Source organism: Rhodopseudomonas sp. P2A-2r (assembly GCF_026015985.1).
Classification (GTDB): Bacteria; Pseudomonadota; Alphaproteobacteria; order Rhizobiales; family Xanthobacteraceae; genus Tardiphaga.
The window spans coordinates 213,215-237,394 of the sequence record NZ_CP110389.1 but is presented as its reverse complement, the minus strand read 5'-3'; the positions used below and the strand labels follow the sequence as shown (position 1 = coordinate 237,394).

Annotated in this window: 22 protein-coding genes, 1 tRNA gene and 1 pseudogene; 11 read left to right on the top strand and 13 right to left on the bottom strand. The window is 64.7% G+C overall.

What is annotated here, in order from left to right; translation table 11 throughout:
- Window positions 1-14 precede the first annotated feature (14 nt).
- The 4 genes from pheT to rpmI all read right to left on the bottom strand — a co-directional run bounded on the left by pheT (window position 15) and on the right by rpmI (window position 4,312).
- Window positions 15-2,420, bottom strand: a complete 2,406-nt coding sequence (gene pheT, locus ONR75_RS01095; protein WP_265081015.1) for a phenylalanine--tRNA ligase subunit beta — start codon at window positions 2,418-2,420, stop codon at window positions 15-17.
- The gene (pheS, locus tag ONR75_RS01090) at window positions 2,417-3,499 is read right to left on the bottom strand and encodes a phenylalanine--tRNA ligase subunit alpha (RefSeq protein ID WP_265081014.1); all 1,083 of its coding nucleotides are present in this window, start codon (window positions 3,497-3,499) and stop codon (window positions 2,417-2,419) included. The genes pheT and pheS overlap by 4 nt, the downstream gene beginning before the upstream one ends.
- 181 nt (window positions 3,500-3,680) lie before the next feature.
- Complete coding sequence (rplT, locus tag ONR75_RS01085) at window positions 3,681-4,040, bottom strand: 50S ribosomal protein L20 (protein ID WP_265081013.1); 360 nt, start codon at window positions 4,038-4,040, stop codon at window positions 3,681-3,683.
- Window positions 4,041-4,111: 71 nt separating this feature from the next.
- On the bottom strand, window positions 4,112-4,312 hold the full coding sequence (gene rpmI, locus ONR75_RS01080) for a 50S ribosomal protein L35 (protein WP_044405954.1): 201 nt from the start codon (window positions 4,310-4,312) through the stop codon (window positions 4,112-4,114).
- A gap of 427 nt (window positions 4,313-4,739) precedes the next feature.
- On the opposite strand from rpmI, the gene ONR75_RS01075 reads away from it, so the two are divergent.
- Both ONR75_RS01075 and ONR75_RS01070 read left to right on the top strand, forming a co-directional pair.
- On the top strand, window positions 4,740-5,003 hold the full coding sequence (locus tag ONR75_RS01075) for a hypothetical protein (protein WP_413776420.1): 264 nt from the start codon (window positions 4,740-4,742) through the stop codon (window positions 5,001-5,003).
- A gap of 110 nt (window positions 5,004-5,113) precedes the next feature.
- A complete protein-coding gene (locus ONR75_RS01070; RefSeq protein WP_265081012.1) occupies window positions 5,114-5,548 on the top strand; it encodes a hypothetical protein in 435 nt (144 codons plus the stop codon).
- 128 nt (window positions 5,549-5,676) lie between these two features.
- On the opposite strand, the gene infC is transcribed toward ONR75_RS01070, so the two are convergent.
- Entirely contained in the window at window positions 5,677-6,216 is a 540-nt protein-coding gene (infC, locus tag ONR75_RS01065; protein ID WP_265083902.1) for a translation initiation factor IF-3, read from the bottom strand.
- 285 nt (window positions 6,217-6,501) lie between these two features.
- On the opposite strand from infC, the gene ONR75_RS01060 reads away from it, so the two are divergent.
- The gene (locus ONR75_RS01060) at window positions 6,502-7,293 is read left to right on the top strand and encodes an alpha/beta hydrolase (protein WP_265081011.1); all 792 of its coding nucleotides are present in this window, start codon (window positions 6,502-6,504) and stop codon (window positions 7,291-7,293) included.
- A 170-nt stretch (window positions 7,294-7,463) separates the two neighbouring features.
- Here the strand turns inward: ONR75_RS01060 and queG are convergent, their stop codons facing one another.
- The gene (queG, locus tag ONR75_RS01055) at window positions 7,464-8,588 is read right to left on the bottom strand and encodes a tRNA epoxyqueuosine(34) reductase QueG (RefSeq protein WP_265083901.1); all 1,125 of its coding nucleotides are present in this window, start codon (window positions 8,586-8,588) and stop codon (window positions 7,464-7,466) included.
- A gap of 160 nt (window positions 8,589-8,748) precedes the next feature.
- Window positions 8,749-9,441, bottom strand: a complete 693-nt coding sequence (locus ONR75_RS01050) for a glutathione S-transferase family protein (RefSeq protein WP_265081010.1) — start codon at window positions 9,439-9,441, stop codon at window positions 8,749-8,751.
- A gap of 202 nt (window positions 9,442-9,643) precedes the next feature.
- Here ONR75_RS01050 and ONR75_RS01045 point away from each other — a divergent pair, with 202 nt between their 5' ends.
- Window positions 9,644-10,450: an undecaprenyl-diphosphate phosphatase gene (locus ONR75_RS01045; RefSeq protein WP_265081009.1), complete on the top strand. Its 807-nt coding sequence runs from the start codon at window positions 9,644-9,646 to the stop codon at window positions 10,448-10,450.
- Window positions 10,451-10,598: 148 nt separating this feature from the next.
- Here ONR75_RS01045 and ONR75_RS01040 read toward each other — a convergent pair whose 3' ends face one another.
- Window positions 10,599-11,567, bottom strand: a complete 969-nt coding sequence (locus tag ONR75_RS01040; protein ID WP_265081008.1) for a complex I NDUFA9 subunit family protein — start codon at window positions 11,565-11,567, stop codon at window positions 10,599-10,601.
- A gap of 149 nt (window positions 11,568-11,716) precedes the next feature.
- On the opposite strand from ONR75_RS01040, the gene ONR75_RS01035 reads away from it, so the two are divergent.
- A tRNA-Leu gene (locus ONR75_RS01035) sits at window positions 11,717-11,803 on the top strand.
- A gap of 416 nt (window positions 11,804-12,219) precedes the next feature.
- On the opposite strand, the gene ONR75_RS01030 is transcribed toward ONR75_RS01035, so the two are convergent.
- From ONR75_RS01030 to ONR75_RS01010, 5 genes are all read right to left on the bottom strand, one after another.
- Window positions 12,220-13,056, bottom strand: a complete 837-nt coding sequence (locus ONR75_RS01030; protein WP_265081007.1) for an ABC transporter permease — start codon at window positions 13,054-13,056, stop codon at window positions 12,220-12,222.
- Window positions 13,057-13,060: 4 nt separating this feature from the next.
- The gene (locus tag ONR75_RS01025; protein WP_265081006.1) at window positions 13,061-13,948 is read right to left on the bottom strand and encodes an ABC transporter permease; all 888 of its coding nucleotides are present in this window, start codon (window positions 13,946-13,948) and stop codon (window positions 13,061-13,063) included.
- Window positions 13,945-15,027, bottom strand: coding sequence for an ABC transporter ATP-binding protein (locus tag ONR75_RS01020; protein WP_265081005.1), 1,083 nt, complete (start codon window positions 15,025-15,027; stop codon window positions 13,945-13,947). Before ONR75_RS01020 ends, ONR75_RS01025 begins: the two co-directional genes overlap by 4 nt.
- A 94-nt stretch (window positions 15,028-15,121) precedes the next feature.
- On the bottom strand, window positions 15,122-16,306 hold the full coding sequence (locus ONR75_RS01015; protein ID WP_265081004.1) for an extracellular solute-binding protein: 1,185 nt from the start codon (window positions 16,304-16,306) through the stop codon (window positions 15,122-15,124).
- Window positions 16,307-16,369: 63 nt separating this feature from the next.
- Window positions 16,370-17,089 carry a GntR family transcriptional regulator gene (locus ONR75_RS01010; protein WP_265081003.1) on the bottom strand — a complete coding sequence of 240 codons (720 nt, stop codon included), beginning with the start codon at window positions 17,087-17,089 and terminating at the stop codon, window positions 16,370-16,372.
- Window positions 17,090-17,191: 102 nt separating this feature from the next.
- Between ONR75_RS01010 and ONR75_RS01005 the strand changes: the two genes are divergently transcribed.
- The 6 genes and pseudogenes from ONR75_RS01005 to ONR75_RS00980 all read left to right on the top strand — a co-directional run bounded on the left by ONR75_RS01005 (window position 17,192) and on the right by ONR75_RS00980 (window position 24,107).
- The gene (locus tag ONR75_RS01005; protein ID WP_265081002.1) at window positions 17,192-18,208 is read left to right on the top strand and encodes an ABC transporter substrate-binding protein; all 1,017 of its coding nucleotides are present in this window, start codon (window positions 17,192-17,194) and stop codon (window positions 18,206-18,208) included.
- Window positions 18,208-18,972 carry an ABC transporter ATP-binding protein gene (locus tag ONR75_RS01000; protein WP_265081001.1) on the top strand — a complete coding sequence of 255 codons (765 nt, stop codon included), beginning with the start codon at window positions 18,208-18,210 and terminating at the stop codon, window positions 18,970-18,972. The genes ONR75_RS01005 and ONR75_RS01000 overlap by 1 nt, the downstream gene beginning before the upstream one ends.
- 10 nt (window positions 18,973-18,982) lie before the next feature.
- The gene (locus ONR75_RS00995; protein WP_265081000.1) at window positions 18,983-19,843 is read left to right on the top strand and encodes an ABC transporter permease; all 861 of its coding nucleotides are present in this window, start codon (window positions 18,983-18,985) and stop codon (window positions 19,841-19,843) included.
- A gap of 194 nt (window positions 19,844-20,037) precedes the next feature.
- Window positions 20,038-21,683 (top strand): annotated as a pseudogene (gene araD / locus ONR75_RS00990) (L-arabinonate dehydratase).
- Window positions 21,684-21,881: 198 nt separating this feature from the next.
- A complete protein-coding gene (locus ONR75_RS00985) occupies window positions 21,882-22,601 on the top strand; it encodes a ribonuclease activity regulator RraA (RefSeq protein WP_265080999.1) in 720 nt (239 codons plus the stop codon).
- Window positions 22,602-22,664: 63 nt separating this feature from the next.
- Window positions 22,665-24,107: an aldehyde dehydrogenase family protein gene (locus ONR75_RS00980; RefSeq protein ID WP_265080998.1), complete on the top strand. Its 1,443-nt coding sequence runs from the start codon at window positions 22,665-22,667 to the stop codon at window positions 24,105-24,107.
- Window positions 24,108-24,180: the final 73 nt, after the last annotated feature.

Here is a 24,180-nt window from a genome sequence, read left to right as displayed (position 1 = left end):
CGCATCGTCCGGCCTCATGCCCGCAGCGTACCGCCGGTCTTCTTCGTCACTTCCGCCACGACCTTCGCGCCGATTGCGTCGATCTCCTGATCGGTCAGGGTCTTTTCGCGCGGCTGGATGGTCACGGCGATGGCCAGCGACTTCTTGCCGTCCTCCACGCCCTTGCCTTCATAGACGTCGAACAGCGTCACGTTGCTGATCAGCTTCTTGTCGACGCCAACAGCGGCGCGCACCAGATCGCCGGACTTGACGCTGCGATCGACGATGAAGGCGAAATCGCGCGACACCGGCTGGAACGCCGACAGTTCGAGCAGCGGCTTGGCGCGCGTGGCCCTGACCTTGGCGTCGGGGATGCGATCGAGGATCACCTCGAACGCCATCAGCGGGCCAACGGCGCCGAGCGCTTCCGCAGCGCGCGGATGCAGCTCGCCGAAATAGCCGAGAATGTTCTGCGGACCGATCTGGATGGTGCCGGAACGGCCGGGATGAAGCCAGCCCGGACCCCCGGCGACGATCTGCAGCGCCTGCATTGGCGCGCCGGCGGCAGCCAGTACCGCGAAGGCATCGGCCTTGGCATCGAGCGCGTCGGCGTTCGCGGCACCCGACCAGTGCCGTCCCATGCCCTTCGACGATGCGAGGCCATGACGGATGCCGGCGGCGGCGATGAACTGATCCTCCGGGCGGTCGCCCTTGAAGATCTGTCCGACCTCGAACGACGCGAGATCGGCGACGCCGCGATCGGCGTTGGCCTGCGCAGCTTTGACCAGGCCCGGCAGCAGGCTGGGCCGCATGTCCGAGAGATCCGCCGCGATGGGATTGGCCAGCGCCAGGGCGGCGCTGCCGCCGCCGAACAGTTCGGCATGCGGCTTGGCGATGAACGAATAGGTTACGGCTTCCACCATGCCGCGCACGGCCAGCGCGCGTTTGGCGCGGCGGGTGCGCGACTGGATCTGGGTCAGGATCGGCTTGCGCGGCGCGTCGCCGCGCTCGAACGGCGTCATCGGCACCTTGTCGACGCCGTAGATCCGCATGATCTCCTCGACGATGTCGGCCTTGCCATGCACATCGCTGCGCCAGGAGGGCACGGCGACCTTCACCACCGGGCCGGTGCCGGCCATCATGAAGCCGAGCCGCGTCAGGATCAGCCGCATCTCGACCATCGGCACGTCGATGGCAGCGAGGCGCTTCACTTCCGCCAGCGGGAAATCGATGATGCGGTCGTCGGCATGGGCGTTGCCGACCACGGTGATCTCCGACGGCGTACCGCCGCACAATTCCATCACCAGTTTGGTCGCGAGTTCGAGGCCGGGCAGCATGAAGGCCGGATCGACGCCGCGTTCGAAACGATAGCGCGCATCGGAGTTGATGCCGAGCCGGCGGCCGGTCTGGGCGATGTTGATCTCGTTCCACAGCGCGGATTCGATCAGCACGTCGGTGGTCTCTTCCGAGCAGCCGGAAGCCTCGCCGCCCATGATGCCGGCCAGCGACTCCACGCCGTTGTCGTCTGATATCACGCAGGCCTTGTCGTCGAGCGTGTAGGTCTTGCCGTCCAGTGCCAGCAGCGTCTCGCCGGCGCGGGCACGGCGCACCACGACGTCGCCCTTGACCTTGGCGGCGTCGAACACGTGCAGCGGCCGGGCGCGATCGAAGGTGAGATAGTTGGTGATGTCGACCAGCGCATTGATGGGTCGCAGCCCGATCGAGATCAGCCGCTTTTGCAGCCAGTCCGGCGACGGACCGTTCTTGACGCCGCGCACCAGCCGCAGGGCGAAGCCCGGGCACAGGGTGGCGTCTTCGACGGTGACCTTTACCGGGCAGGGGAATTCGCCCTTGATCTGCTTGATACCGGGGTCCTTGAACTTGCCCATGTCGGCGGCGGCGAGATCGCGCGCAATGCCGTGCACGCCGGTGCAGTCCTGGCGGTTCGGCGTGAGATTGATCTCGATCACGGGATCGCCGAGCTTGGCCCATTCGGCATAGGATTCACCGACCGGCGCATCGGCCGGCAGTTCGATGATGCCGTCGATGGCGTCGAGCAGTCCGAGTTCGCCGGCGGAGCACATCATGCCCTGACTCTCGACGCCGCGGATGTTGCCGAGACCGATGGTGAAATCCTTGCCCGGGATGAATGTGCCCGGCCTTGCGAGGACGGTCTTCAGCCCCGCACGCGCATTCGGCGCGCCGCACACGATCTGCAGCGGTTCGCCGTCACCGGTATCGACCTTGCACACCCGCAGGCGGTCGGCATTGGGATGCTGCTCGGCCGACAGGATATGCGCGATCGTGAACGGCTTAAGCAGCTTTGCCTTGTCGTCGATATGCTCGACCTCAAGCCCGATCATGGTGAGCTTGTCGGCGAGCTTTTCGAGGGGCTCGTCGGTGTCGAGATGATCTTTCAGCCAGGACAGGGAGAATTTCACGAGCTTAATCCTCCGGCCAGGCTGGGCACGTCGAGCGGCTTGAAGCCGTAGTGGCTGAGGAAGCGGACGTCGCCCTCGAACAGCTGGCGGAGATCGCCGATGCCGTATTTGAGCATGGCGATGCGGTCGATGCCCATGCCCCAGGCAAACCCCTGGTACACATCGGGATCGATATCGCAGGCGCGCAGCACGTTGGGATGCACCATGCCGCAGCCGAGAATCTCCAGCCAGTCCTCGCCCTCGCCGAAGCGGATCTCGCCCTTGTCGCGGCGGCACTGGATATCGACTTCCAGCGACGGCTCGGTGAACGGGAAGAACGACGGCCGGAACCGCATGTTGATGTTGTCGACCTCGAAGAATGCCTTGCAGAACTCGTGCAGGATCCATTTGAGGTGGCCGAGATGCGCGGTCTTGTCGATCACCAGGCCTTCGACCTGGTGGAACATCGGCGTGTGCGTCTGGTCAGAGTCGCTGCGATAGGTGCGGCCCGGACAGATGATGCGGATCGGCGGCGCCTGCGTCAGCATGGTGCGGACCTGCACCGGCGAGGTGTGGGTACGCAGCAGCTTGCGCACGCCCTCCGAGTCCGGATTGAAATAGAAGGTGTCGTGCATCTCGCGGGCCGGATGACCCTCGGGGAAGTTCAGCCGCGTGAAATTGTAGTCGTCGATCTCGATGTCCGGACCTTCGGCGATGGCAAAGCCCATGTCGGCGAAAATGGTGGTGAGTTCGTCCATCACCTGGCTGAGCGGATGGATGCGGCCCAGTTCGGCGGCGGGATCGCGCAGCGGCAGCGTGACGTCGATGGTCTCGGAGGCCAGCCGCGCATCGAGCGCGGCGTTCTTCAGGATATCGCGCCGCGCTGTCAGCGCCTGGGTCACGACCTCCTTGGCGAGGTTGATCGCAGCACCCTCGGTCTTGCGCTGTTCCGGCGACATCTTGCCGAGCGTCGCGAGCAGAGCGGAGATCGAGCCCTTCTTGCCGAGCGCGCCGACGCGCACCGCCTCGATGACGGCTTCGTCGGAGGCCGCGGCGATATCGGCCAGAATGGTCTGTTGAAGCGTCGTCAGATCGGACATGAGCAACCTCGATAAGAGAGGCAAGAGCCTCTCGCCGCCTGCGGGCTCGACGGACCGTCGAGGACGCAAGGTTTACAGCACGCGTCTACCAGGGATTAAGACGTCAATGGCCGGGACAGGAGCGTGTGAACGCTTCTGCCCGGCCATGACAATGTCGAGGAAACCGCGGGAAGCGGAAAGCTCAGGCTGCGAGAGCGGCCTTGGCCTTTTCGGCAATCGCGTTGAACACCGCGGGCTCGTTGATCGCGAGATCGGAGAGCACCTTGCGGTCGACCGTCACGCCGGACTTGGCGAGGCCGTTGATAAACACGCTGTAGGTCATGCCGAGCGGACGCACGGCGGCGTTGAGGCGCTGGATCCACAGAGCGCGGAACGTGCGCTTCTTGCGCTTGCGGTCGCGGAAGGCGTACTGGCCGGCCTTTTCGACTGCCGCCTTGGCGGTGCGAATGGTGTTCTTGCGGCGGCCACGGAAACCCTTGGCGGCCTTGTAGACTTTCTTGTGCTTGGCGTGAGCCGTCACACCGCGTTTGACGCGAGCCATGACTGATCTCCTTCAGTTCAAAATGGGAAACAGAATGCCGCGCGAACGCGGCCGTGATGACGCGGCTAACGTCAGGCGTTCGGCAAGAAATACTTCTTGATGTTGTCGCCGTCGGTCTTGAACAGCACGCGGGTGCCGCGGAGCTGACGAATCTGCTTCTTCGTCCGCTTGATCATTCCGTGGCGCTTGCCGGCATGCGCCGACATCACTTTGCCTGTTCCGGTCACTTTGAAGCGCTTTTTGGCGCCCGACTTGGTCTTCAGCTTGGGCATTTGGCTCTCCTATGGCCCGCACGCCTCATGCGCCCCGTGGGGCGCTGCGCCGGCTAAAATGCTCGCTAGAGCGTTGAAAGTGCTCGACTTTTTGCCTCACGGAAGAAGTCAGCACGGCATCGCCACGGCAGCCCTTGATCAGCCGGACGATGAAGGTTGGGCTTATGGCAGAGGAAGCGCGAATTGGCAACGATTAACGCCAGAAATGGTGCTTGCAGCCGGTCGGAGGATGCTGCGTGCGATTTTATCCGGATTCGGGACGCCGCGGTTGAACGCAAAGGCTTCACCGCCAACCAACCGGGATCGCCCCTCCAATCAACGGATCGACATGCCTGTTTCACCCCGATCGATGGCCCTCGTCGCGCTGTTGGCGCTGCCGACGGTATACGGCCCCGGCCGCCGCCGCCCGCTATGATGGTGTCTGAACGTGGTTTTCGCCACCACGGCCGGTAATTGCAGCTCCGGCTACAGCGTGCCGTTCAACGTGGCGGGCCGCCGGGTGTCCTCGGCCGGCGGTGGCAAGGTCACCGGCGGTCTTGGCCGCAGCGGGGTCGTTGCCGTCCGGATCTCGGTCGGCGCATCGAAGGCCAGCGGCTCCGGCCAGCTGAACGGCAATTCCGGCGCGGGACACTGGAGCGGGATCATTTCCGGCGATCGCTGTAGCGGATCGTGGCAGGCCACACGCAGCTGACACGCGGCCTTCATTGCAGGAATGCTTGTTGCGCGGGTGTGCCACAGTGGCAGGAACAGATGCGCCTCACTATGTGTTGCTCGACGATAAGCAACTGCATGGGACGTGACATGACCGGGAACTCCAGGAAACAAGCCAAAGCAATCGCAATCAAGCAGGACGCCAAGGCGCTCACCACGTTGAAGTGGCTGTTCGCCGCCGCTGGCGTCGCCGCGGCGATCGCGCTGGCTGGCGCCGCCCATGCCGGGGCCTCCCATGACGGCACTTGGAAGGTCACCATCATCACCCAGACCGGCAACTGCGATCCGGCCTACTCCTATCCGGTCAAGGTGTCCGGCGGTGTCGTCAGCTATAATGGCGACGGCAGCTTTACCATTGCCGGCAATGTCGCCGACGCAGGGACCGTCAAGGTCTCGATCGCCCGTGGCGATCAACGCGCCGATGCGACCGGCAAGCTGACCGGCGATTCCGGCACCGGCCAGTGGAGCGGCAAATCCGCCACCACGGCGTGCAGCGGGCGCTGGGAAGCCGTGCGCGCGAGCTGATCCTCAAGCTCATTCCGGATTCGCTCTGGCTTCGCCCTCGCGCCCGGAACGACAAGTCTCCCCCAAGAAAAAGGCCCGCCAGAAACTGACGGGCCGAAATCTTTCAGTCGCTGCGGATCGCAAGGCGATCAGCGCGGCGCCAGAACCATGACGACCTGGCGGCCTTCGAAGCGGGCGTCCTGCTCGACCTTGGCGTATTCGGCGACGTCCGCCTTCACCTTGTCCAGCAGCTTGGTGCCGATTTCCTGATGGGCCATTTCACGGCCGCGATAGCGCAGGGTGATCTTGACCTTGTCGCCTTCTTCGAAAAAGCGCTGCATGGCGCGCATCTTCACTTCGTAGTCGTGGTCGTCGATCATCGGGCGGAGCTTGATCTCCTTGATTTCGACGATCTTCTGCTTCTTGCGGGCTTCGGCGGCCTTTTTCTGGGCCGAATACTTGAACTTGCCGTAGTCCATGATCTTGCAGACGGGCGGGCTGGTATTGGGCGAAATCTCGACCAGATCCATGCCGGCTTCCATCGCCATCTTCACAGCAGTCGCCGTTTCGACAGTGCCGTGATTGAGGCCAGTCTGATCGATCAGCTGGACCTGGGCGTTGCGGATTTCATCGTTGGTGCGCGGCCCGTCTTTGGTTGCGGCGGGCGGGGCTCTGTTGGGACGGCGAATGGGTGACTCTCCAATATTGTTTGCGAAGGCGGCAGTGTGAAGGAATAAGGCCGTGCGAGCAAGCAAACTCACGCGCCGCGTGCCAAAAAGCCTCAAATACGAGGCGTTTCGGTCGCGGCTGTCGGCGGGGCCGGGGTGCCCCTAGGCCTGACACGGCAGACCGGGACCACATAGAGTGCCAATGCCGGTTCCGCAAGCGTCCGCGGTACTGACGCACTGCAGCAAGGTGCGTTGACGCCGGCCATCTGCTCAATCAAATAGCAGGCCGAACCGAGCGAGTGATCCATGAGCAATACCAAAGCGGCCGCCCCGACCTTCCTGCCGGTCGGCAGCGGCCCCGACCGCCGCGACATCGCGGTGCGCGCCCGCGCCGGTGGCGCGCCCGGCCTGTTGTGGATGAGCGGCTTCAAGTCCGACATGCAGGGCGGCAAGGCGGTGGCGCTGGACGCCTGGGCCGCCGAGCACGGCCGCGCCTGTGTGCGCTTCGATTATTCCGGCCACGGCGAATCCGGCGGCGCCTTTGTCGACGGCACCATCGGCCGCTGGCTTGAGGACAGCCTTGCGGTGTTCGACGCCTTCTGCGAGGGCCCGCAGGTGGTGATAGGCTCGTCCATGGGCGGCTGGATGGCGCTGCTGCTGGCGCGCACGCTGGCCCGGCGGGGCAGCATCGGCCGCGCCACCCTGAAGGGCCTGGTTCTGATCGCGCCGGCGCCGGATTTCACCGAGGAGCTGATGTGGAAGGGCTTTTCGCCGGCGATCCGGCAGGAGATCGAGACCAAGGGCGTGTGGATGCGGCCGTCGGAGTATGGCGAGCCCTATCCGATCACCAGGCGGCTGATCGAGGAGGGCCGCAACCATCTGCTGCTCGGCGGCAGCATCGAGCTCGGCTGCCCGGTCCGCATCCTGCAGGGCCGGCAGGACCCCGACGTGCCCTGGCAGCACGCCTTCGCGCTGGCGCACCGGCTGCCCGGCGAAGATGTGGTGCTCACCATGATCCCCGACGGCGACCACCGGCTGTCGCGACCGCAGGATCTCGCGCGCATCATCGCGGCGGTGGAGGAACTGGTGGAGGGGTAGCGCCCTCGGTCGTCATTGCGAGGTCGTAGGATGGGTGGAGCGCAGCGATACCCATCGCGTGCCCGCCTCAACGAAGATTTTTCGATTGTCACCGCCGCCATGGCTCCAGCCATGACGAGCCGGAACGTTTGTGAGTACGAGATGATGGGTATCGCTGCGCTCCACCCATCCTACGCGATCGCGTCGCGCCATTCCGCGCCAACGCTATCGTCGCCTTCTACGCCGTGGTGCTTTGATTTGAGCGCGTGAAATGCATTCACGTCCATCAGCTGCGCCAGCGCCCACACCGCGGCGCCGCGCACCAGTGCGCTGTCGTCCGAGAGCAATCGCTGCGCCTCGACGATCAATGTCGCATCGCCGGAGTTGCCGATAGCGATCAGCACGTTGCGCAAAAACCGGTCGCGCCCGATGCGCTTCACCGGTGACTTGGTGAACAGCGAGCGAAACTGCGCATCGTCGAGACGCGATAACTTTGCCAGCGACGGCGCGCGCAGTTCGTCGCGCGCGGCCAGCTTTATCTCGCGGCCTTCCTGCGCGAACTTGTTCCACGGGCACGCTGCCAGGCAGTCGTCGCAACCATAGATGCGGTTGCCCATGCTCTTGCGGAATTTGTGCGGGATCGGGCCCTTGTTCTCGATGGTGAGGTAGGAGATGCAGCGCCGCGCATCGAGCTGGTAAGGCGCCGGAAACGCCGCGGTCGGGCAGATGTCGAGGCAGGCCTGACACGAGCCGCAGTGATCGCGCTCGGCCGCATCGCGCGGCAATTCCAGCGTGGTGAAGATGGCGCCGAGAAACAGCCACGAGCCGAATTCGCGCGAGACGAGGTTGGTGTGCTTGCCCTGCCAGCCAAGCCCCGACGCCTGCGCCAGCGGCTTTTCCATCACCGCGGCCGTGTCGACGAACACCTTCACGTCGCCACCCGCCTGCGCGATCAGCCAGCGCGCCAGCGCCTTCAGGCGCTTCTTGATCAGGTCGTGATAGTCGTCGCCCTTGGCATAGACCGAGATCGCCGCATGCGACCGTTGCGCGAGAATTGCCAGCGGATTCTCATCGGGGCCGTAGTTGACGCCGAGCATGATCACCGAGCGGACGTCGGGCCACATCACCCGCGGGTCGCCGCGGCGCGGGTCGGCGAGCCACGCCATCTCCCCATGGGCACCGGACGCAAGAAACGCCTCGAGCTTTTCGCGCACGCCGGCGATGGCGCCGGGGTCGGCGATGCCGATGGCGTCGAAGCCGAGCGCGCGGGCCTCACCGGTGAGCGCGTCTTTGAGTGACGGCGCAGCGACGTCCATCACGAAGCCGCTCCTGTTTCCCGGACGCGCTGCGACGTGAGTGACGATGCGCAGCATCGTCCGAAACGGTGCTGCGCAGATCCGGGATCCCGGTCTGTTGAGTGACCGGGGCCCCGGATCAGCAGCGCACTACGCCGCGTCCGAGGCACGAGAGATGAGTTCAGAAATCCAGATCCACATAAGTGCGCGACGCCGGGACGCCGGCCAGCCATTCGCTGAGCAGAGGACGGAATGACGGGCGGGATTTCACCCGCGCGTACCACGCCTTTGCCGCGTCGTCCTCGCTCCATGGCACGTCGCCCAGATAGTCGATCGCCGACAGATGCGCGGCCGCGACCAGGTCCGCATAGCTGAGCCGGTCGCCGGCGAGAAAGTTCCGCGTGCGCGCCAGCCAGCCGATATAGGCCAGATGATAGCGCACATTGGCGGTGGCGGCGCGGATCACGTCCATGGACGGCGCGCCGCCGCCGACATCCTCGCTCATGAAGCGCTTGTAGATGCGCTCGTTGACCAGAGGGCCGGAGGCCTCCTCGAAGAACTTTTCGTTGAACCACGCCATCAGCCGGCGCACCTCGATGCGCTCGGCCATTGCCACCGGCAGCAGCCGGCGGTCGCCCATCGCAGGACCATGGGCCTCGTCGAGATATTCGGCGATGATACCGGCGCCGGGAATCGGCGGAAAACCATCGGTGACCAGCACCGGCGTATTGCCTGCGGGATTCAGCACCAGAAACGCTTCCCGCCGCTCCCATGTGCGTTCCTCCACCAGGCGCAGGTCAAGGCCGTATTCGCCGACGATGAGACGGACGAAGCGCGACTGCGGACAGAACGAGTGATGGTAGAGCGTGAACATGAAGGCCTTGATAGGGATGCGATCGTTAACAAAACGTCTCAATGGGGGAGCACCAGCCATGCGGCGGGAACGCGCAAACTAGCGAAGCGAACGATGGAGGCAAGGTGCCATTTCAGTGTTTTTGCGATTGCGGCAATGGACCGAATAGGCGAGAAGAACCCGGCTTTTTCAGGCCGGGGCCGAGCAAGGACGTATAAAATCCATGATGTCTGATGTAATACGGGCGATCATCCTCGGCATCGTCGAGGGCGTGACCGAGTTCCTTCCGGTATCATCCACCGGCCATTTGCTGCTGGCGGAGCGCTTCTTCGATCTGGGCGAGGGCCCGTTCTGGAAGAGCTTTGCGATCCTGATCCAGCTCGGCGCCATTCTCGCCATCGTCGCGCTGTATTTCGGCAAGTTGTGGCATATCGCGCTGAACATGTTCACCGATCCCGCGGCGCGGCGCTTCGTGATCGGCGTGCTGGTCGCGTTCCTGCCGGCAGCGGTGATCGGCGCGGCGGTTGGCAGCTATATCAAGCTCTATCTGTTCAATCCCTGGGTGGTCTGCTTCTCGCTGATCGTCGGCGGCGCGATTCTGCTGTGGATCGACCAGCTCGATCTCGATCCCGTCTATGACGACGCCACCACCTTCTCGCTGCCCATGTATTTCAAGATCGGCTGCGCGCAGTGCCTGGCCATGATCCCCGGCGTGTCGCGCTCCGGCGCCACCATCGTCGGCGCCATGCTGCTCGGCGCCGACAAGCGCGCGTCGGCCGAGTTCTCGTTCTTCCTGGCGATCCCGACCATGGTCGGCGCCTTCGTCTACGACCTCTACAAGAGCCGCGGCGAGATGACGATGGATCACGGCTATCTGATCGCCATCGGCTTCGCGGTGTCGTTCATCACCGCCATCATCGTGGTGAAGGCATTCCTCACTTACGTCACCCGGCACGGCTTCGTGCTGTTCGCCTGGTGGCGGGTGGTCGTCGGCACCGTCGGCCTGCTGGCGCTGGCACTGGGGCGGTAGGGGCTTTCGAGGGATCCATGCCCCGGACGCGATGCAATACGAAGTATTGCTTCGCAGAGCCGGGGCCGCGTCGGGCTCCGGCATTTGGTACGGTCCCGGTTCTGCGCAGCAGCACTCCGTGCTGCGGCGCGCCCGGGACAAGGGATTCTTAGTTCACACCGTTATGGGCGAACTGGCCGGTGGCGCGGAAGCGCCAGAGATATTGCGGGGCGATCGCTTCCAGCGAATCGGCTGCAATGCCGAGGCCGTCCAGCGTCAGCCCGGCCGCCTTGGCGGCGTCCGACACCACATTGTCGGTTCGCAGCAGCGCCACCTGGTCCGGCGTCAGCTTGAAGGCGCCCGGTGCGAACTGCAGGAACATGGCCTTCATTTTGGCGATGCCGAACGGCACCGGCACCAGCATGCGCTTGCGCTCGATGGTGGCCAGGATGATCTCGACGATCTCGCGCATGGTCAGCACTTCCGGGCCGCCCAGCTCGTAGGTGGCGCCAGGCACCGTCTTGCCGTCGACGGCGTCGGCCACGGCGGTGGCGACGTCGCCCACATAGACCGGCTGCATTTTCGTATCCGCGCCGAACACCGGCATCACCGGCGCCATCCGGGCCAAGGTGGCGAATCGGTTGGTGAACTGGTCCTCGGGGCCGAACACCACCGAGGGCCGCAGGATCGTTGCATTGGGCACCGCTTCCAGCACCGCGGCCTCGCCGGCGGCCTTGGCGCGGGCATAGGCGGATTCGGAATTGGCGTCGGCGCCGATCGCCGAGACATGGACCATGCGGGCCCCGATCGCCTTCGCGCCCTCGGCAATGGTCCTGGCGCCCTGCGCCTGCACGGCGTCGAAGCGCTGCGCGCCTGATTCGGTCAGGATGCCGCAAAGATTGACCACGATGCTGGCGTCGCGCATCGCCGCGGTCACCGAGGCCGGGTAGCGCAGATTGGCCTGCACGGCATGGATCTGGCCGACCTTGCCGAGCGGCTGCAGGTGGCCGGCGAGTTCCGGCCGGCGCACGGCCACCCGGACCCGGTAATCGCGCTTCACCAGCGCCCGGACCACATGGCGGCCGAGAAAGCCCGAGCCGCCGAAAACCGTGACGAGGGTATCGATGGGGGCGGTCATGGCGGGGTTCCTCGGGGTCGGTGGTGCGGCGCAAAACGGGTTTGAAGAGGCACTTTCGCGATACGCCATGACGGTTGCGCTGTACAGCGGATTTGAACCGCGAAAGCAATTTGACAATCGTGTAACCGGTCCGTACTAACCGCGCGTCGGCCCAGGTGGCGGAATTGGTAGACGCGCTGGCTTCAGGTGCCAGTAGCTTAACGGCTGTGAAGGTTCGAGTCCTTTCCTGGGCACCATTCCCCCTTTTAAGTCATTGACTTAAAAGAGAATAAGCGAGATCAGCGGCTTGCCGCGACCGGCCTGCGCGTGCGCGCCGGAGATCCCGTGGGCCTTTGCCGGCCGGCGCAGAGTGAGGCGCCGAAGGCCGCGGCCTCTGTCAGCATTTTCCTCCGACATTCAGTCAGCAGCCCGAAGCGCCCGAGCCGCCGGATACCATCCGCGTCTTCCCCACTCGCCCAGGCATTCCGGGAATCGCCGCGCTTTGCCGACAGGCGCGTTCGCAACTGCGGTTGAGCGTCATGGATGCTTTGGCGCCGGTGGTGCTCACGATCAGCTGCGAGGACGCACCACGAGGTTCCGGCCTCCGCCAGCCGGCTTCGCCGCCTGTCGCATCGGCAGCCACGCCACCGGGCGTGGCGTGGCAACGACGACCTCAGCTCGTCCGCGGCGCTTCCTTGACGCGGCTGACAAGTTGCGTTGGATCGACGAAGCGCATGGCGATCAGGAGCCAGACCAGCGTCACCACCATGTAGACGATGGCCATGGCGTCGACCGATTGCGGGGCGCGGACGCCGGCGGCGAACACCGCGTAGTACAGCGCCACCACCAGCGTCTGCGAGTCCGGACCGGCGGTGAGGAAGGTCAGCTCGAACATCGCGATGGTCCGCACCATCACCAGCAGCGACGACGCCAGAATGCCGGGCAGCAGCAGCGGCGCCAGCACGTACCAGAAGATCTTGAGCGTGTTGGCGCCGAACACCCGCGCCGCCGATTCCAGGTTCTGGTCGATCTGCTCGATGAACGGCACCATGATCAGGATCACAAAGGGCAGCGCCGGCACCAGGTTGGCGAGGATCACGCCCCACAGCGTGCCGGCGAGATGCGCCTTGTACATCACCGTTGCGAACGGGATGCCGTAGGTGATCGGCGGGATCACCAGCGGCAGCAGGAACAGCAGCATCACCGCCTTCTTGCCGGTGAATTCGCGGCGCGCCAGCACATAGGCCGCCGGCACGCCGATCACGATCGACAGCGCCACCACCGCGAACACCACCTGCAGGGTGACGATGAGGATGTCGTACAGCTGGAATTCCTTCCAGGCTGAGAAATACCATTTGGTGGTGTAGCCTTCGGGCAGCCAGGTGCCGAGCCAGCGGGTGGCGAAGGAGTTGGTCATCACCGCCGCCACCATCAGGGCGATGTTGATGACGAAGAACGTCATCAGACCGAGCAGCAGGCCGTTCCAGGCGCGGGCGAGAATACGTGCCATAAGACTAGCCTTTCCCGCTGCTGGCGGGGCCACGATAGAAGAAGTTGCGCGTCGACGACACCGCCAGCACGACGGCGAGCTGGGTGAAGCCCATGATCATGGCGATCGCCGAAGCATACGAGTAGTCGTATTCCTCGAACGCCGCTTCATAGGCCGCGAGCGAGATGACGCGCGTGGAGCCGGACGGCGCGCCCACCAGCACGGCGGAGGGAAACACCGAATAGGCCTGCACGAACGACAGGCAGAAGGTGATGGCGAGGCCGGGCATCAGCAGCGGCAGATAGATCTGGCGGAACTGCTCCCACGGGCTGGCGCCGAGCGTCGCCGCGGCGCGCGCCAGCGTCGGGTCGATGCCGGTGACGTAGGAAAGCGTCAGCAGGAAGGCGAAGGGAAAGCCCGAGATCACCAGCGAGATGAACACGCCGATGAAATTATGCGTCAGGCGGATCGGGCCGTCATACAGGTGCACAAGCTGCAGAAATTGCGACAGCCAGCCGCGCGGGCCGAAATAAGTCAGCATGCCCTCGGCGATCAGCACGGTGCCGAGCGTGATCGGCACGATCAGCAGCGTGGTGATCACGCGGCGGTAGCTGCTCTTATGGCGCATCCGGAAGGCGATGGGCAGCGCCAGCGCCATGTTCAGCAGGGTCACCGGCAGCGCCAGCTGCATGGTGGTGATGATGGTGCGCCATTGCCGGCTGTCGGAAAAGAATTTTGTGTAGTTCGACAGCCAGTCGCCGCCCTTGGTGGGCTGGAACGAGATCACGAAGCCGTAGAGGAAGGGATAGACGAACAGCACGATCATCAGCAGCGCCGCGGGGACGACCAGCAGCGCGATCCTGTCGGTGCGCGGGACGTGCGTCGCCGTGGCGGAGGAGGAGGGCGCGCTCATGACTGCGCCTCGCGCGGATAGATCAGCACCCGTTCGGGGGGCACCGAGAGCTGCACGGTTTCGCCCAGTCGCATGGTCGCCGGCCCGCGGGCATGCAGCTTGATGCCATCGGCAGTCTCGACGTCGAGCAGCGAGTCGCGGCCGCAATACTCCACATTGGTGACGCTTCCGCCGATGGCGTTGGCGTCGCTCATGCCCGGACCGATCTCGTCCGGCCGGATCGCCACATAGACCTTGGGGCCGGTCAGCGGCTGCATGGCGATGCCGGTGAGCCGCAGGCCGTGGCCGGCGACGGTGACGCGGTCGCCTTCGGTCTTCTCGACGTCGAGCTCCAGCACGTTGCGATAGCCCATGAAGCGGGCGACATGGATATTGGCCGGTTCGCCATAGACTTGCGGCGGCGTGCCGACCTGCTGGATCTTGCCGTCCTTCATCACCACGATGCGGTCGGCCAGCGACAGCGCCTCGTCCTGGTCATGGGTGACGTAGATCGTGGTGCGGCCGAGCTCGCGATGGATGCGCTTGATTTCCGAGCGCATTTCCAGCCGCAGCTTGGCGTCGAGATTGGACAAAGGCTCGTCCATCAGCAGCAGCGGCGGCTCGATGACGATGGCGCGGGCGATCGCCACGCGCTGCTGCTGGCCGCCGGAGAGTTGGCCGGGCAGCTTGTGCTCCTGGCCCTCGAGCTGCACCAGCTTGAACGCCCTGGCGAGGCGCGCATCGGTCTCGGCCTTGGGCACGCCGCGCATGGTCAGCCCGAAGGCGACGTTCTTGCGCACGGTCATGTGTGGGAACAGCGCGTAGTTCTGGAACACCATGCCGAAGCCGCGTTTCTCCGGCGGCAGCACGTCGATGCGGGTGTCATCGAGGGAGATGCTGCCCTCCGACAGCGGCATCAGCCCGGCGATGCAGTTCAGCGCCGTGGTCTTGCCGCAGCCGGAAGGTCCGAGCAGCGCGACGAATTCGCCGCGGCCGATGGTGATGTTGAAATTGTCCAGCGCGTTGAAGATCGCGCTGCCCGGCGCGCCGAAACGCCGGCACACCGACTCGAGACGCAGCTGCTTGAAGTCGCTTGTCATGAATTACTCGCGCGCAGGAGATGAAGTGCATCTGCGAAGGTCGAATGCGGCCTTCGCAGATGTCGTCGTGTCGGGTTGCCGCAGAGCCGCAGGCCTACTTGCTCTTCGCGGCGCCGATTTCCTGATCCCAGCGCCGGAAGGCGTAGACCAGCTTCTCCGGCAGCAGCGGAATCTGCTTCGGGTTGTCGGCGATGAACTTGGCGTATTCCGGCCGGCCGAATTCGGCGATTGCCTTCTGGCTGGCGTCCGGCGCCATCGACAGCGGCACGTCCTTGACCGACGGACCCGGATAGAAATAGCCAAGGTCGTAGGTGGTGGCCTGGGCTTCCTTGCTCAGCAGATAGCTGGTGAGATCGATCAGCACCGCCATCTTCTCCGGCGACACGCCGCGCGGGATGCACAGGTAGTGCGCGTCGAGGATCCAGTTGAAGTTCTTCAGGAAGAACACCTTGGCTTCCTTCGGCACGATGCCGAGCACGCGCGGGTTGATGTCCCAGCCCATCTGCGACGGGATCATGTCGCGCGAGCCCTCGCCGAATTCCTTCATCACGATGCCGGTGCCGGTCGGGTAGTACTCGACGTACTGGCCGAGTTCCTTCAGGAAAGCCCAGGTCTTGTCCCAGCCCTTCTCCGGATCGGACGGGTCCTTGTCGCCGAGAATATAGGGCAGGCCCATCATGAAGACGCGGGCCGGGCCGGAATTGGCCGGGCGCGCATACATGAACTTGTTCGGATTGGCCTTGGCCCAAGCCAGCAGCTCCTCGGCGGTGGCAGGCACCTGCTTCACCTTGCCGGGCATGTATTCCATCACCGGGCCGGCCTCGCAGAACGACACGCAGACGCCCTGGTTGACGGCCAGCGCCTGCATCTGCTTGGCGCCGGGCAGGAAGATGTCATCGAGCTTCGGCAGCGACGAGGCATAATCGGTGACGATCGGCACCCACAGCTTCTGGTCGACGCCGGTGGACAGCACGTCGATGCCGGTCAGTACGCCGTCGATGTCGACGCGGTTGGCATCCTGCTGCGCCTTGATCTTGCCCGGCAGTTCCGGGGCCGGCGCCTTGGAGAAGGTGATGCGCGACACCAGTTTTGGATTTTTGTCGCGATAGGCCTCGATGGCACTTTGGGTCAGCGCCAGATTGCCGGCGACGTCGACGATGTTCAGGGTCACCGGCGAGGTCGGCATTTTCAATGTCTGGGCGAAGGCGCGGAGATCGAAGCCGACGGTGCTGCCGGCAAGGCCGGCCACGACGGCGCGTCGCGTAGGTCTGAAATTCATGGTCGTTCTCCCTTGGGTTTGCCGATGTTTCGGCTTGTTGTTCTGGGTCTTCGGGACGAAGCGTCAGTCCGAATTGACGTAGTGCGGAAACATCTTGCTGATCTCCACGGCGTTGGCGACCGTGCCGGCTAGGTGGTGCCGCGTCATGGCCTGGGCGGCATCGGGATCGCCGGCGGCGATGGCGTCGACGATGGCGCGGTGGTCGGCCATGATCGCCTCGGCCTTGCCGGGCGAGGGCAGATGCAGCCGTCGGAGCCGGTCGATATGGCCGCTGCGGCTGCGCACCAGTTCCCACAGCCCCTGCCGGTCCGCGGCGGCATAGAGGTGCTGGTGGAAGGCGTTGTCCTCGGCCATGAAGGTCTTGAAATTGCCCTCGGCGCTGAACTGCTGCTGCAGGGTAATGATGCGGTAGAGGTCGTGCACCAGCTCGTCGCTGTGATCGAGCGCCAGCGTCCGCACCAGTTCAAGCTCCAGCGCCTGGCGCAGAAAGTGCGCCTGCTGGGCCAGGAAAATGTCGATCCGGCTGACCACCGTCGCGTGCTGCGGGAAAACCTCGACCAGGCCTTCATCGTCCAGTCGCATCAGCGCATCGCGCACCGGCGTGGCACTGACGCCGAACTGCGCCGCAAGGCTGGCGCGCGACAACGGCGCGCCCGGCGGCAGGTCCAGCGAAATGATCATGCTGCGCAGCCGCTCGAACACCTGCGGCGCCGCCTGGCGGTCACGGTCGAGCCGTTCAGCGCGCGGGACGATGCGACGGGGCTCTGGCTTGGGCGCGTTCATGTTGAAGCCGGACCATTCGTCACATGGCGGCTTGCCAGTGACGTACTAATATATTAGTGCTTTAGCTAATCAGTCAAGAACATCGTATCGGGAGGGCACACTATGAGCAGGACTACCCGGATTTGCGCCAGTCTGGCCGGAATCGCCGGCCTCGTTCTGTCGGGCCTTGCGGCCCAGGCGCAGCAGAAGACCGAGATTGCGCTGTCGCGGCAGCCCGGCATTTTCTACATGCCGAGCCACATCATGGAAAAACAGAAGCTGATCGAGAAGCACGCCGCGGCGCTCGGCCTGCCCGGCATCACGACGAAATGGGTGACGTTCTCCGGCGGCGGCGCGCAGACCGATGCGCTGCTCGCCGGCGGCGTCGACATCCTCAACACCGGCACCGGCAATCTGTTGCTGCTGTGGGATCGCACCAAGGGCGGCGTCAAGGGCATCGTCGCCACCTCGGCGCAGCCGATGACGCTGATCAGCCGCGACCCGCATATCAAGTCGATCAAGGATTTCGGCCCGGGCGACAAGATCGCGGTGCCGACCGTGAAGATCTCCACCCAGGCCATCGTGCTGCAGATCGCGGCGGCGGAAGCCTTCGGTGCCGACCAGTGGTCGAAGCTCGATGCCAACACCGTGCAGCTCGGCCATCCCGATGCCTATGCGGCGCTGTCGAACTCGCAACACGAGGTGCGCAGCCACTTCTCGATCCCGCCCTTCACCTTTCTGGAGATGAAGAACGTGCCCGGCGCTCATGTGGTGCTAAACTCGCCGGACGTGATGGGCGGACCGCTGAGCCAGGCGCAGTTCTTCACCACCACCAAATTCGCGGACGCCAATCCGAAGATCATCCAGGCGGTGCGCGATGCCACCAAGGAAGCGCAGGACCTGATCCGCTCCGACACCAAAACCTCGGTGGAGATCTACAAGGAGATCACCGGCGACAAGACCAGCGTCGAGGACCTGCTGACCTGGCTCAAGGAGCCCGGCATGATGGAGTGGAATTTGCAGCCGCAGGGCACCATGAAATTCGCCGCCCATCTGTACAAGACCGGCACGCTGAAGACCCAGCCGAAGGCCTGGACCGACTATTACTTGCCGGCCTCGGCCGATCTCAAGGGCAACTGATGACCGCTCTGCTCGATGTCAGCGGCGTCACGCTGCGGTACAAGACCTCCAGCGTCGTCGTCACCGCGACGGAGAAGGTCTCGTTCAGCGTTGATCGCTCCGATCGCTTCGTACTGCTGGGGCCGTCCGGCTGCGGCAAGTCTACGCTGCTCAAGGCCGTCGGCGGCTACATGACGCCCAGCGAAGGCACGATGCGGATCAACGGCCGGGAGATCACCGAGCCCGGCGCCGACCGGATGATGATCTTCCAGGAGTTCGACCAGCTGCTGCCGTGGAAGACGGTGCTGGAAAACGTGATGTTTCCGCTGCTGATGACGCGCAAGCTCGACAGGAAGGACGCCGAAGTCCGCGCCCGCGCCTATATCGAGAAGGTCAGTCTCACCCGCGTCGTCGATTCCTATCCGCATACTCTGTCCGGCGGCATGAAGCAGCGCGTCGCCATTGCCCGCGGCATGGCGATGGAGCCGGACATCCTGCTGATGGACGAGCCTTTCGCGGCACTGGACGCGCTGACGCGGCGCACCTGCCAAGACGAGCTGCTGCAGCTGTGGGAAGAGACGAAGTTCACGGTGATGTTCGTCACCCATTCGATCGCCGAAGCGATCAAGATCGGCAACCGCATCCTGCTGCTGTCGCCGCATCCCGGCCGGGTCAAGGCCGAGGTGATCGACGTGGACAAGGTTTCCAGCGAGGACGGCAGTGCCGCCCGCCTTGAAAAGCAGATCCACGATCTGCTGTTCGCCGACAGCGCAACCGCGCACTGAGGATCACGTCATGGGCGAAGCCAGAATCCTGATGCGCAGCGACGCCGTCGCAGCGGCCGATCCGGCGGCGGTGGAGCGCAAGCTCAGCCTTCCCGAACTGCTGTGGAATGACGGCTTCGTCCGGAAGGCCGCCATCATCGTCTTCCTCGCCGCGGTGTGGGAGATCTACGGCACCCTGCTCGACAATTCGCTGCTGTTCCCGACCTTCCACGACACCGTCATCACCATGTTCGACAAGGTGAAGGACGGCACCATCCCGCTGCGGGCCTGGGCGTCGCTGAAGGTGCTGTTCATGGGCTACGGCGCCGGCATCGTGCTGGCCGCTTTGTTCACCGTATTGGCGATCAGCACGCGGATCGGCACCGACTTCCTGGAAACCATGACCGCGATGTTCAACCCGCTGCCGGCGATCGCGCTGCTGCCGCTGGCGCTGATCTGGTTCGGCCTCGGCAATGGCAGCCTAGTGTTCGTGCTGATCCATTCGGTGCTGTGGCCGGTGGCGCTCAACACCCATTCCGGCTTCAAGAGCGTGTCGAACACGTTGCGCATGGTCGGCCGCAACTACGGCCTGCGCGGTCTGCCCTATGTGGCGCGCATTCTGATTCCCGCGGCGTTCGGCTCGATCCTCACCGGTCTGAAGATCGGCTGGGCCTTCGCCTGGCGCACCTTGATTGCCGCCGAACTGGTGTTCGGTGTGTCGTCGGGACAGGGCGGGCTCGGCTGGTTCATCTTCGAGAACCGTAACCTGCTCGATATTCCCGCGGTCTTCGCCGGGTTGTTGACCGTGATCGTGATCGGCCTGATCGTGGAAAACCTGATCTTCCGCACGATCGAGCGCAACACCTTGCAAAAATGGGGTCTCCAGACCTGAATCGGTGGGATGGGTAGAACTTTTTGCGAAACCCATCAGGAATTTGAGAAGAGAGCGATGGGTTTCGCAAGGGCTCAACCCATCCTACGAAGGATGCTTTCATGACCGACCGTAAGAAGACTCCCGACCAGCTCCGCAGCGCGCGCTGGTTTGCGCCCGACGATCTGCGCGCCTTCGGTCATCGCTCGCGTGCGATGCAGCAAGGTTATGCGCCCGAGGAGTGGAAGGGCCGTCCGGTCATCGCCATCCTCAACACATGGTCGGATGCGCAGCCCTGCCACATGCACTTCAAGACCAGGGTCGATGACGTCAAGCGCGGCATCCTGATGGCCGGCGGCTTCCCGATGGAATTGCCGGCGCTGTCGCTGTCGGAATCCTTCCTCAAGCCGACCACCATGCTCTACCGCAACATGCTGGCGATGGACGCCGAGGAACTTTGCGCGGGCACCCCGTGGATGGCGTGGTGCTGATGGGCGGCTGCGACAAGACCACGCCGGGCCTGCTGCTCGGTGCCACCAGCGCCGGCTATCCCGCGATCTATCTCCCGGCCGGTCCGATGCTGCGCGGCAACTGGAAGGGCAAGGTTCTCGGCTCCGGCTCCGACGCCTGGAAGTACTGGGATGAGCGCCGCGCCGGCAAGATTTCCGACAAGGAATGGGTCGAGGTCGAAGGCGGCATCGCCCGCAGTTACGGCACCTGCATGACCATGGGCACCGCGTCGACGATGACCGCGATCGCGGAATCCATCGGCATGACCCTGCCCGGCGCCTCGTCGATCCCCGCCGCCGATGCCGGCCACATCCGCATGGCCAGCGAATGCGGCCGCCGCATCGTCGACATGGTGTGGGAGGATCTCACACCCAACAAAATTCAAACGCGCAAGGCGTTCGAGAACGCCATCACCGTGGCCATGGCCATGGGCTGCTCCACCAATGCCATCATCCATCTCATCGCCCAGGCGCGCCGCGCCGGACAGGACATCGGCCTCGACGATTTCGAGATCGCCTCCCGCAAGGTGCCTGTCATCGCCAACGTCCGCCCCTCCGGCGACAAGTACCTGATGGAAGACTTCTACTACGCGGGCGGCCTGCCGGCGTTGATGAGCCGCATCAAGGAGCATCTGCATCTCGACGTCATGACCGTCACCGGCAAGACGCTGGGCGAAAACATCGCCGATGCCGAAGTCTACAACGACGACGTCATCCGCACCGTCGACAAGGCGATCTACGCCGAGGGTGCGCTCGCCGTACTCAAGGGCAACCTGGCGCCCGACGGCTGCGTGATCAAGCCGTCGGCCTGCGAGCCGCGCTTTCTCAAGCATACCGGCCCGGCGCTGGTGTTCGACGACTATCCCAGCATGAAGAAGGCCACCGACGACGAGAATCTCGACGTCACCGCCGACCACGTGCTGATCCTGCGCAATGCCGGGCCGCAGGGCGGGCCGGGCATGCCGGAATGGGGGATGCTGCCGATCCCCAAAAAACTGGTGAAGCAGGGCGTGCGCGACATGGTGCGCCTCTCTGACGCCCGCATGAGCGGCACCAGCTACGGCGCCTGCATCCTGCATGTGGCGCCGGAAGCCTTCATCGGCGGGCCGCTGGCACTGGTCGAGAATGGCGACATGATCACGCTGGACGTCGATGCCCGCACCATCAACCTCGACATCTCCGACGAAGAAATGGCGAAGCGTCGCGCCGCGTGGACGGCGCCGGAGCGCAACTACGAGCGCGGCTATGGCTGGATGTTCACCAAACATATCCAGCAGGCCAACGAAGGCTGCGACTTCGATTTTCTCAAGACGGACTTTGGCGCCCCGGTGAAGGAGCCGGTGATCTACTGACACATTCGCCACGTCGTCCCCGCGCAGGCGGGGACCCATACACGCTGGAGACATAGCTGGACACCCAACTCGTAGTTTCAGCTTCATCGACAGTGGTTAGGGATCCCCGCCTGCGCGGGGACGACAGTTGAGGGGTCGCGCCAGTGTCGGTGCCCCCAAGCAATAAACACAAGTCATCCGCTCAATCTGGAGTCCCCCATGTCCAAACTCTCCGACGCCACCCGCGCCAAGCTCAAGACCATCTCCACCGCCACGGTGGCCACCGCTTTGTTCAAGCGCGGCTTCCGCAGCCAGTGCATCCAGGACGTCCATCCGCTCGGCCCGGACCAGCCGACCCTGGTCGGCGAGGCCTTCACCCTGCGCTACATGCCGGCGCGCGAAGATCTCAACAAGCTCGACGTGTTCCGCGACCGCAGCCATCCGCAGCGCAAGGCGGTGGAGGACTGCCCGCCCGATGCGGTGCTGGTGATGGACAGCCGCAAGGATGCCCGCGCCGCCTCGGCCGGTGCCATCCTGGTGACGCGGCTGATGAAGCGCGGCGTCGCCGGCGTCATCACCGACGGTGGCTTTCGCGACTCCGCGGAAATCGCCAAGCTCGGCTTCCCGGCCTATCATCACCGCCCGAGCGCGCCGACCAACCTGACGCTGCATCAGGCCATCGAGATCAACGGGCCGATCGGCTGCGGCGATGCGCCGGTGTTTCCCGGCGACGTGATTCTCGGCGACAGCGACGGCGTCATCGTCATCCCCGCGCACCTCGCCGACGAGATCGCCAACGAGGCCTTCGAGATGACCGCGTTCGAGGATTTTGTTACCGAGCAGGTGAATGCCGGCAAATCGATTCTGGGCCTCTATCCCGCCACAGACGAGCAGACCCTGGTCGACTTCGCGGCCTGGCGCAAAACCAACAACCGGTAGTCGGCTTCGCATACGATCCATCTGTCCGCGCCCGCGCGCAACCCTAATCAGAAAGACCAAGCCATGTTGATGTTCAACAATCTGATCGACGGTGAATGGCTGTCCGACGGCGCCCGTTCGCCCAACGTCAATCCGTCCGACACCAAGGACATCGTCGGCGAGGCCGTGCGCGGCACCCGCGCCCAGGCGGAAGCCGCCGTCGCCGCGGCCAAGGCCGCGTTCCCGTCGTGGTCGCGATCGACGCCGCAGGTCCGCTACGACATCCTCAAGAAGGCGTCCGACGAAATTCTCGCCCGCAAGGACGAACTCGGCCGCCTGCTGTCGCGCGAGGAGGGCAAGACCCTGCCGGAGGGCGTCGGCGAGGCCGCGCGCGCCGGGCAGATCTTTGCGTTCTTCGCCGGCGAGTGCCTGCGCATGGCCGGCGAGAAGCTGGCGTCGGTCAGGCCGGGCATCGACATCGAGGTGACCCGCGAGGCCGTCGGCGTGGTCGGCCTGATCACGCCGTGGAATTTCCCGATCGCCATTCCGGCCTGGAAGATCGCCCCGGCGCTGGCCTATGGCAACACCGTGGTGATCAAGCCCGCCGATCTGGTGCCGGGCTCGACCTGGGCGCTGGTCGACATCCTGCATCGCGCGGGCCTGCCCAAGGGCGTGCTCAACCTGGTGATCGGCCGCGGTTCCGAGGTCGGTGCCGCGCTGCTCGAACATCCCGATGTCGCCGCGATCTCCTTCACCGGTTCGGTGGCCACCGGCCAGAAGGTGGTTGCCGCCTGCATCGCCTCGCGGCCGATGAAGAAATTCCAGCTGGAGATGGGCGGCAAGAATCCGCTGGTGGTGCTCGACGACGCCGACCTGAAGGTCGCGGTGGAAGCCGCCGTCAACAGCGCGTTCTTCTCCACCGGTCAGCGCTGCACCGCGGCGTCGCGGCTGATCGTCACCAAGGGCATCCACGACAAGTTCGTGGCGGCGCTGACCGAGCGCCTCGGCGGTCTCAAGATCGACGACGCGGTGAAGGCCGGCACCGATATCGGCCCGGTGGTTGACCAGAGCCAGCTCGACCAGGACATGAAGTATGTCGCCATCGGCAAGGAAGAGGGCGCCAGGCTTTCTTTCGGCGGCGAGCTGCTGAAGCGCGATGCACCCGGCTTCTATCTGCAGCCGGCTCTGTTCACGGAAGTCACCAACACCATGCGCATCGCGCGCGAGGAGATCTTCGGGCCGGTCGCCGCCGTGATTCGCGTCAACGACTATGCCGAGGCGCTGGCGACCGCCAACGACACCGAGTTCGGCCTTTCGGCGGGCATCTGCACCACCAGCCTGAAATATGCCTCGGACTTCAAGCGCAATTCGGAAGCCGGCATGGTGATGGTCAATCTGCCGATCGCCGGCGTCGACTATCACGTGCCGTTCGGCGGCCGCAAGGGCTCGAGCTTCGGCCCGCGCGAGCAGGGCCGCTACGCCGCGGAGTTCTACACCGTCGTCAAGACCGCCTACACGCTGCCGTAACAGCGCAAGCATCGATGTTGCGCCGGCGGTCCGCCGCCGGCGCAACATGCTCCTCCGCCGGCGAAGAGTAGAG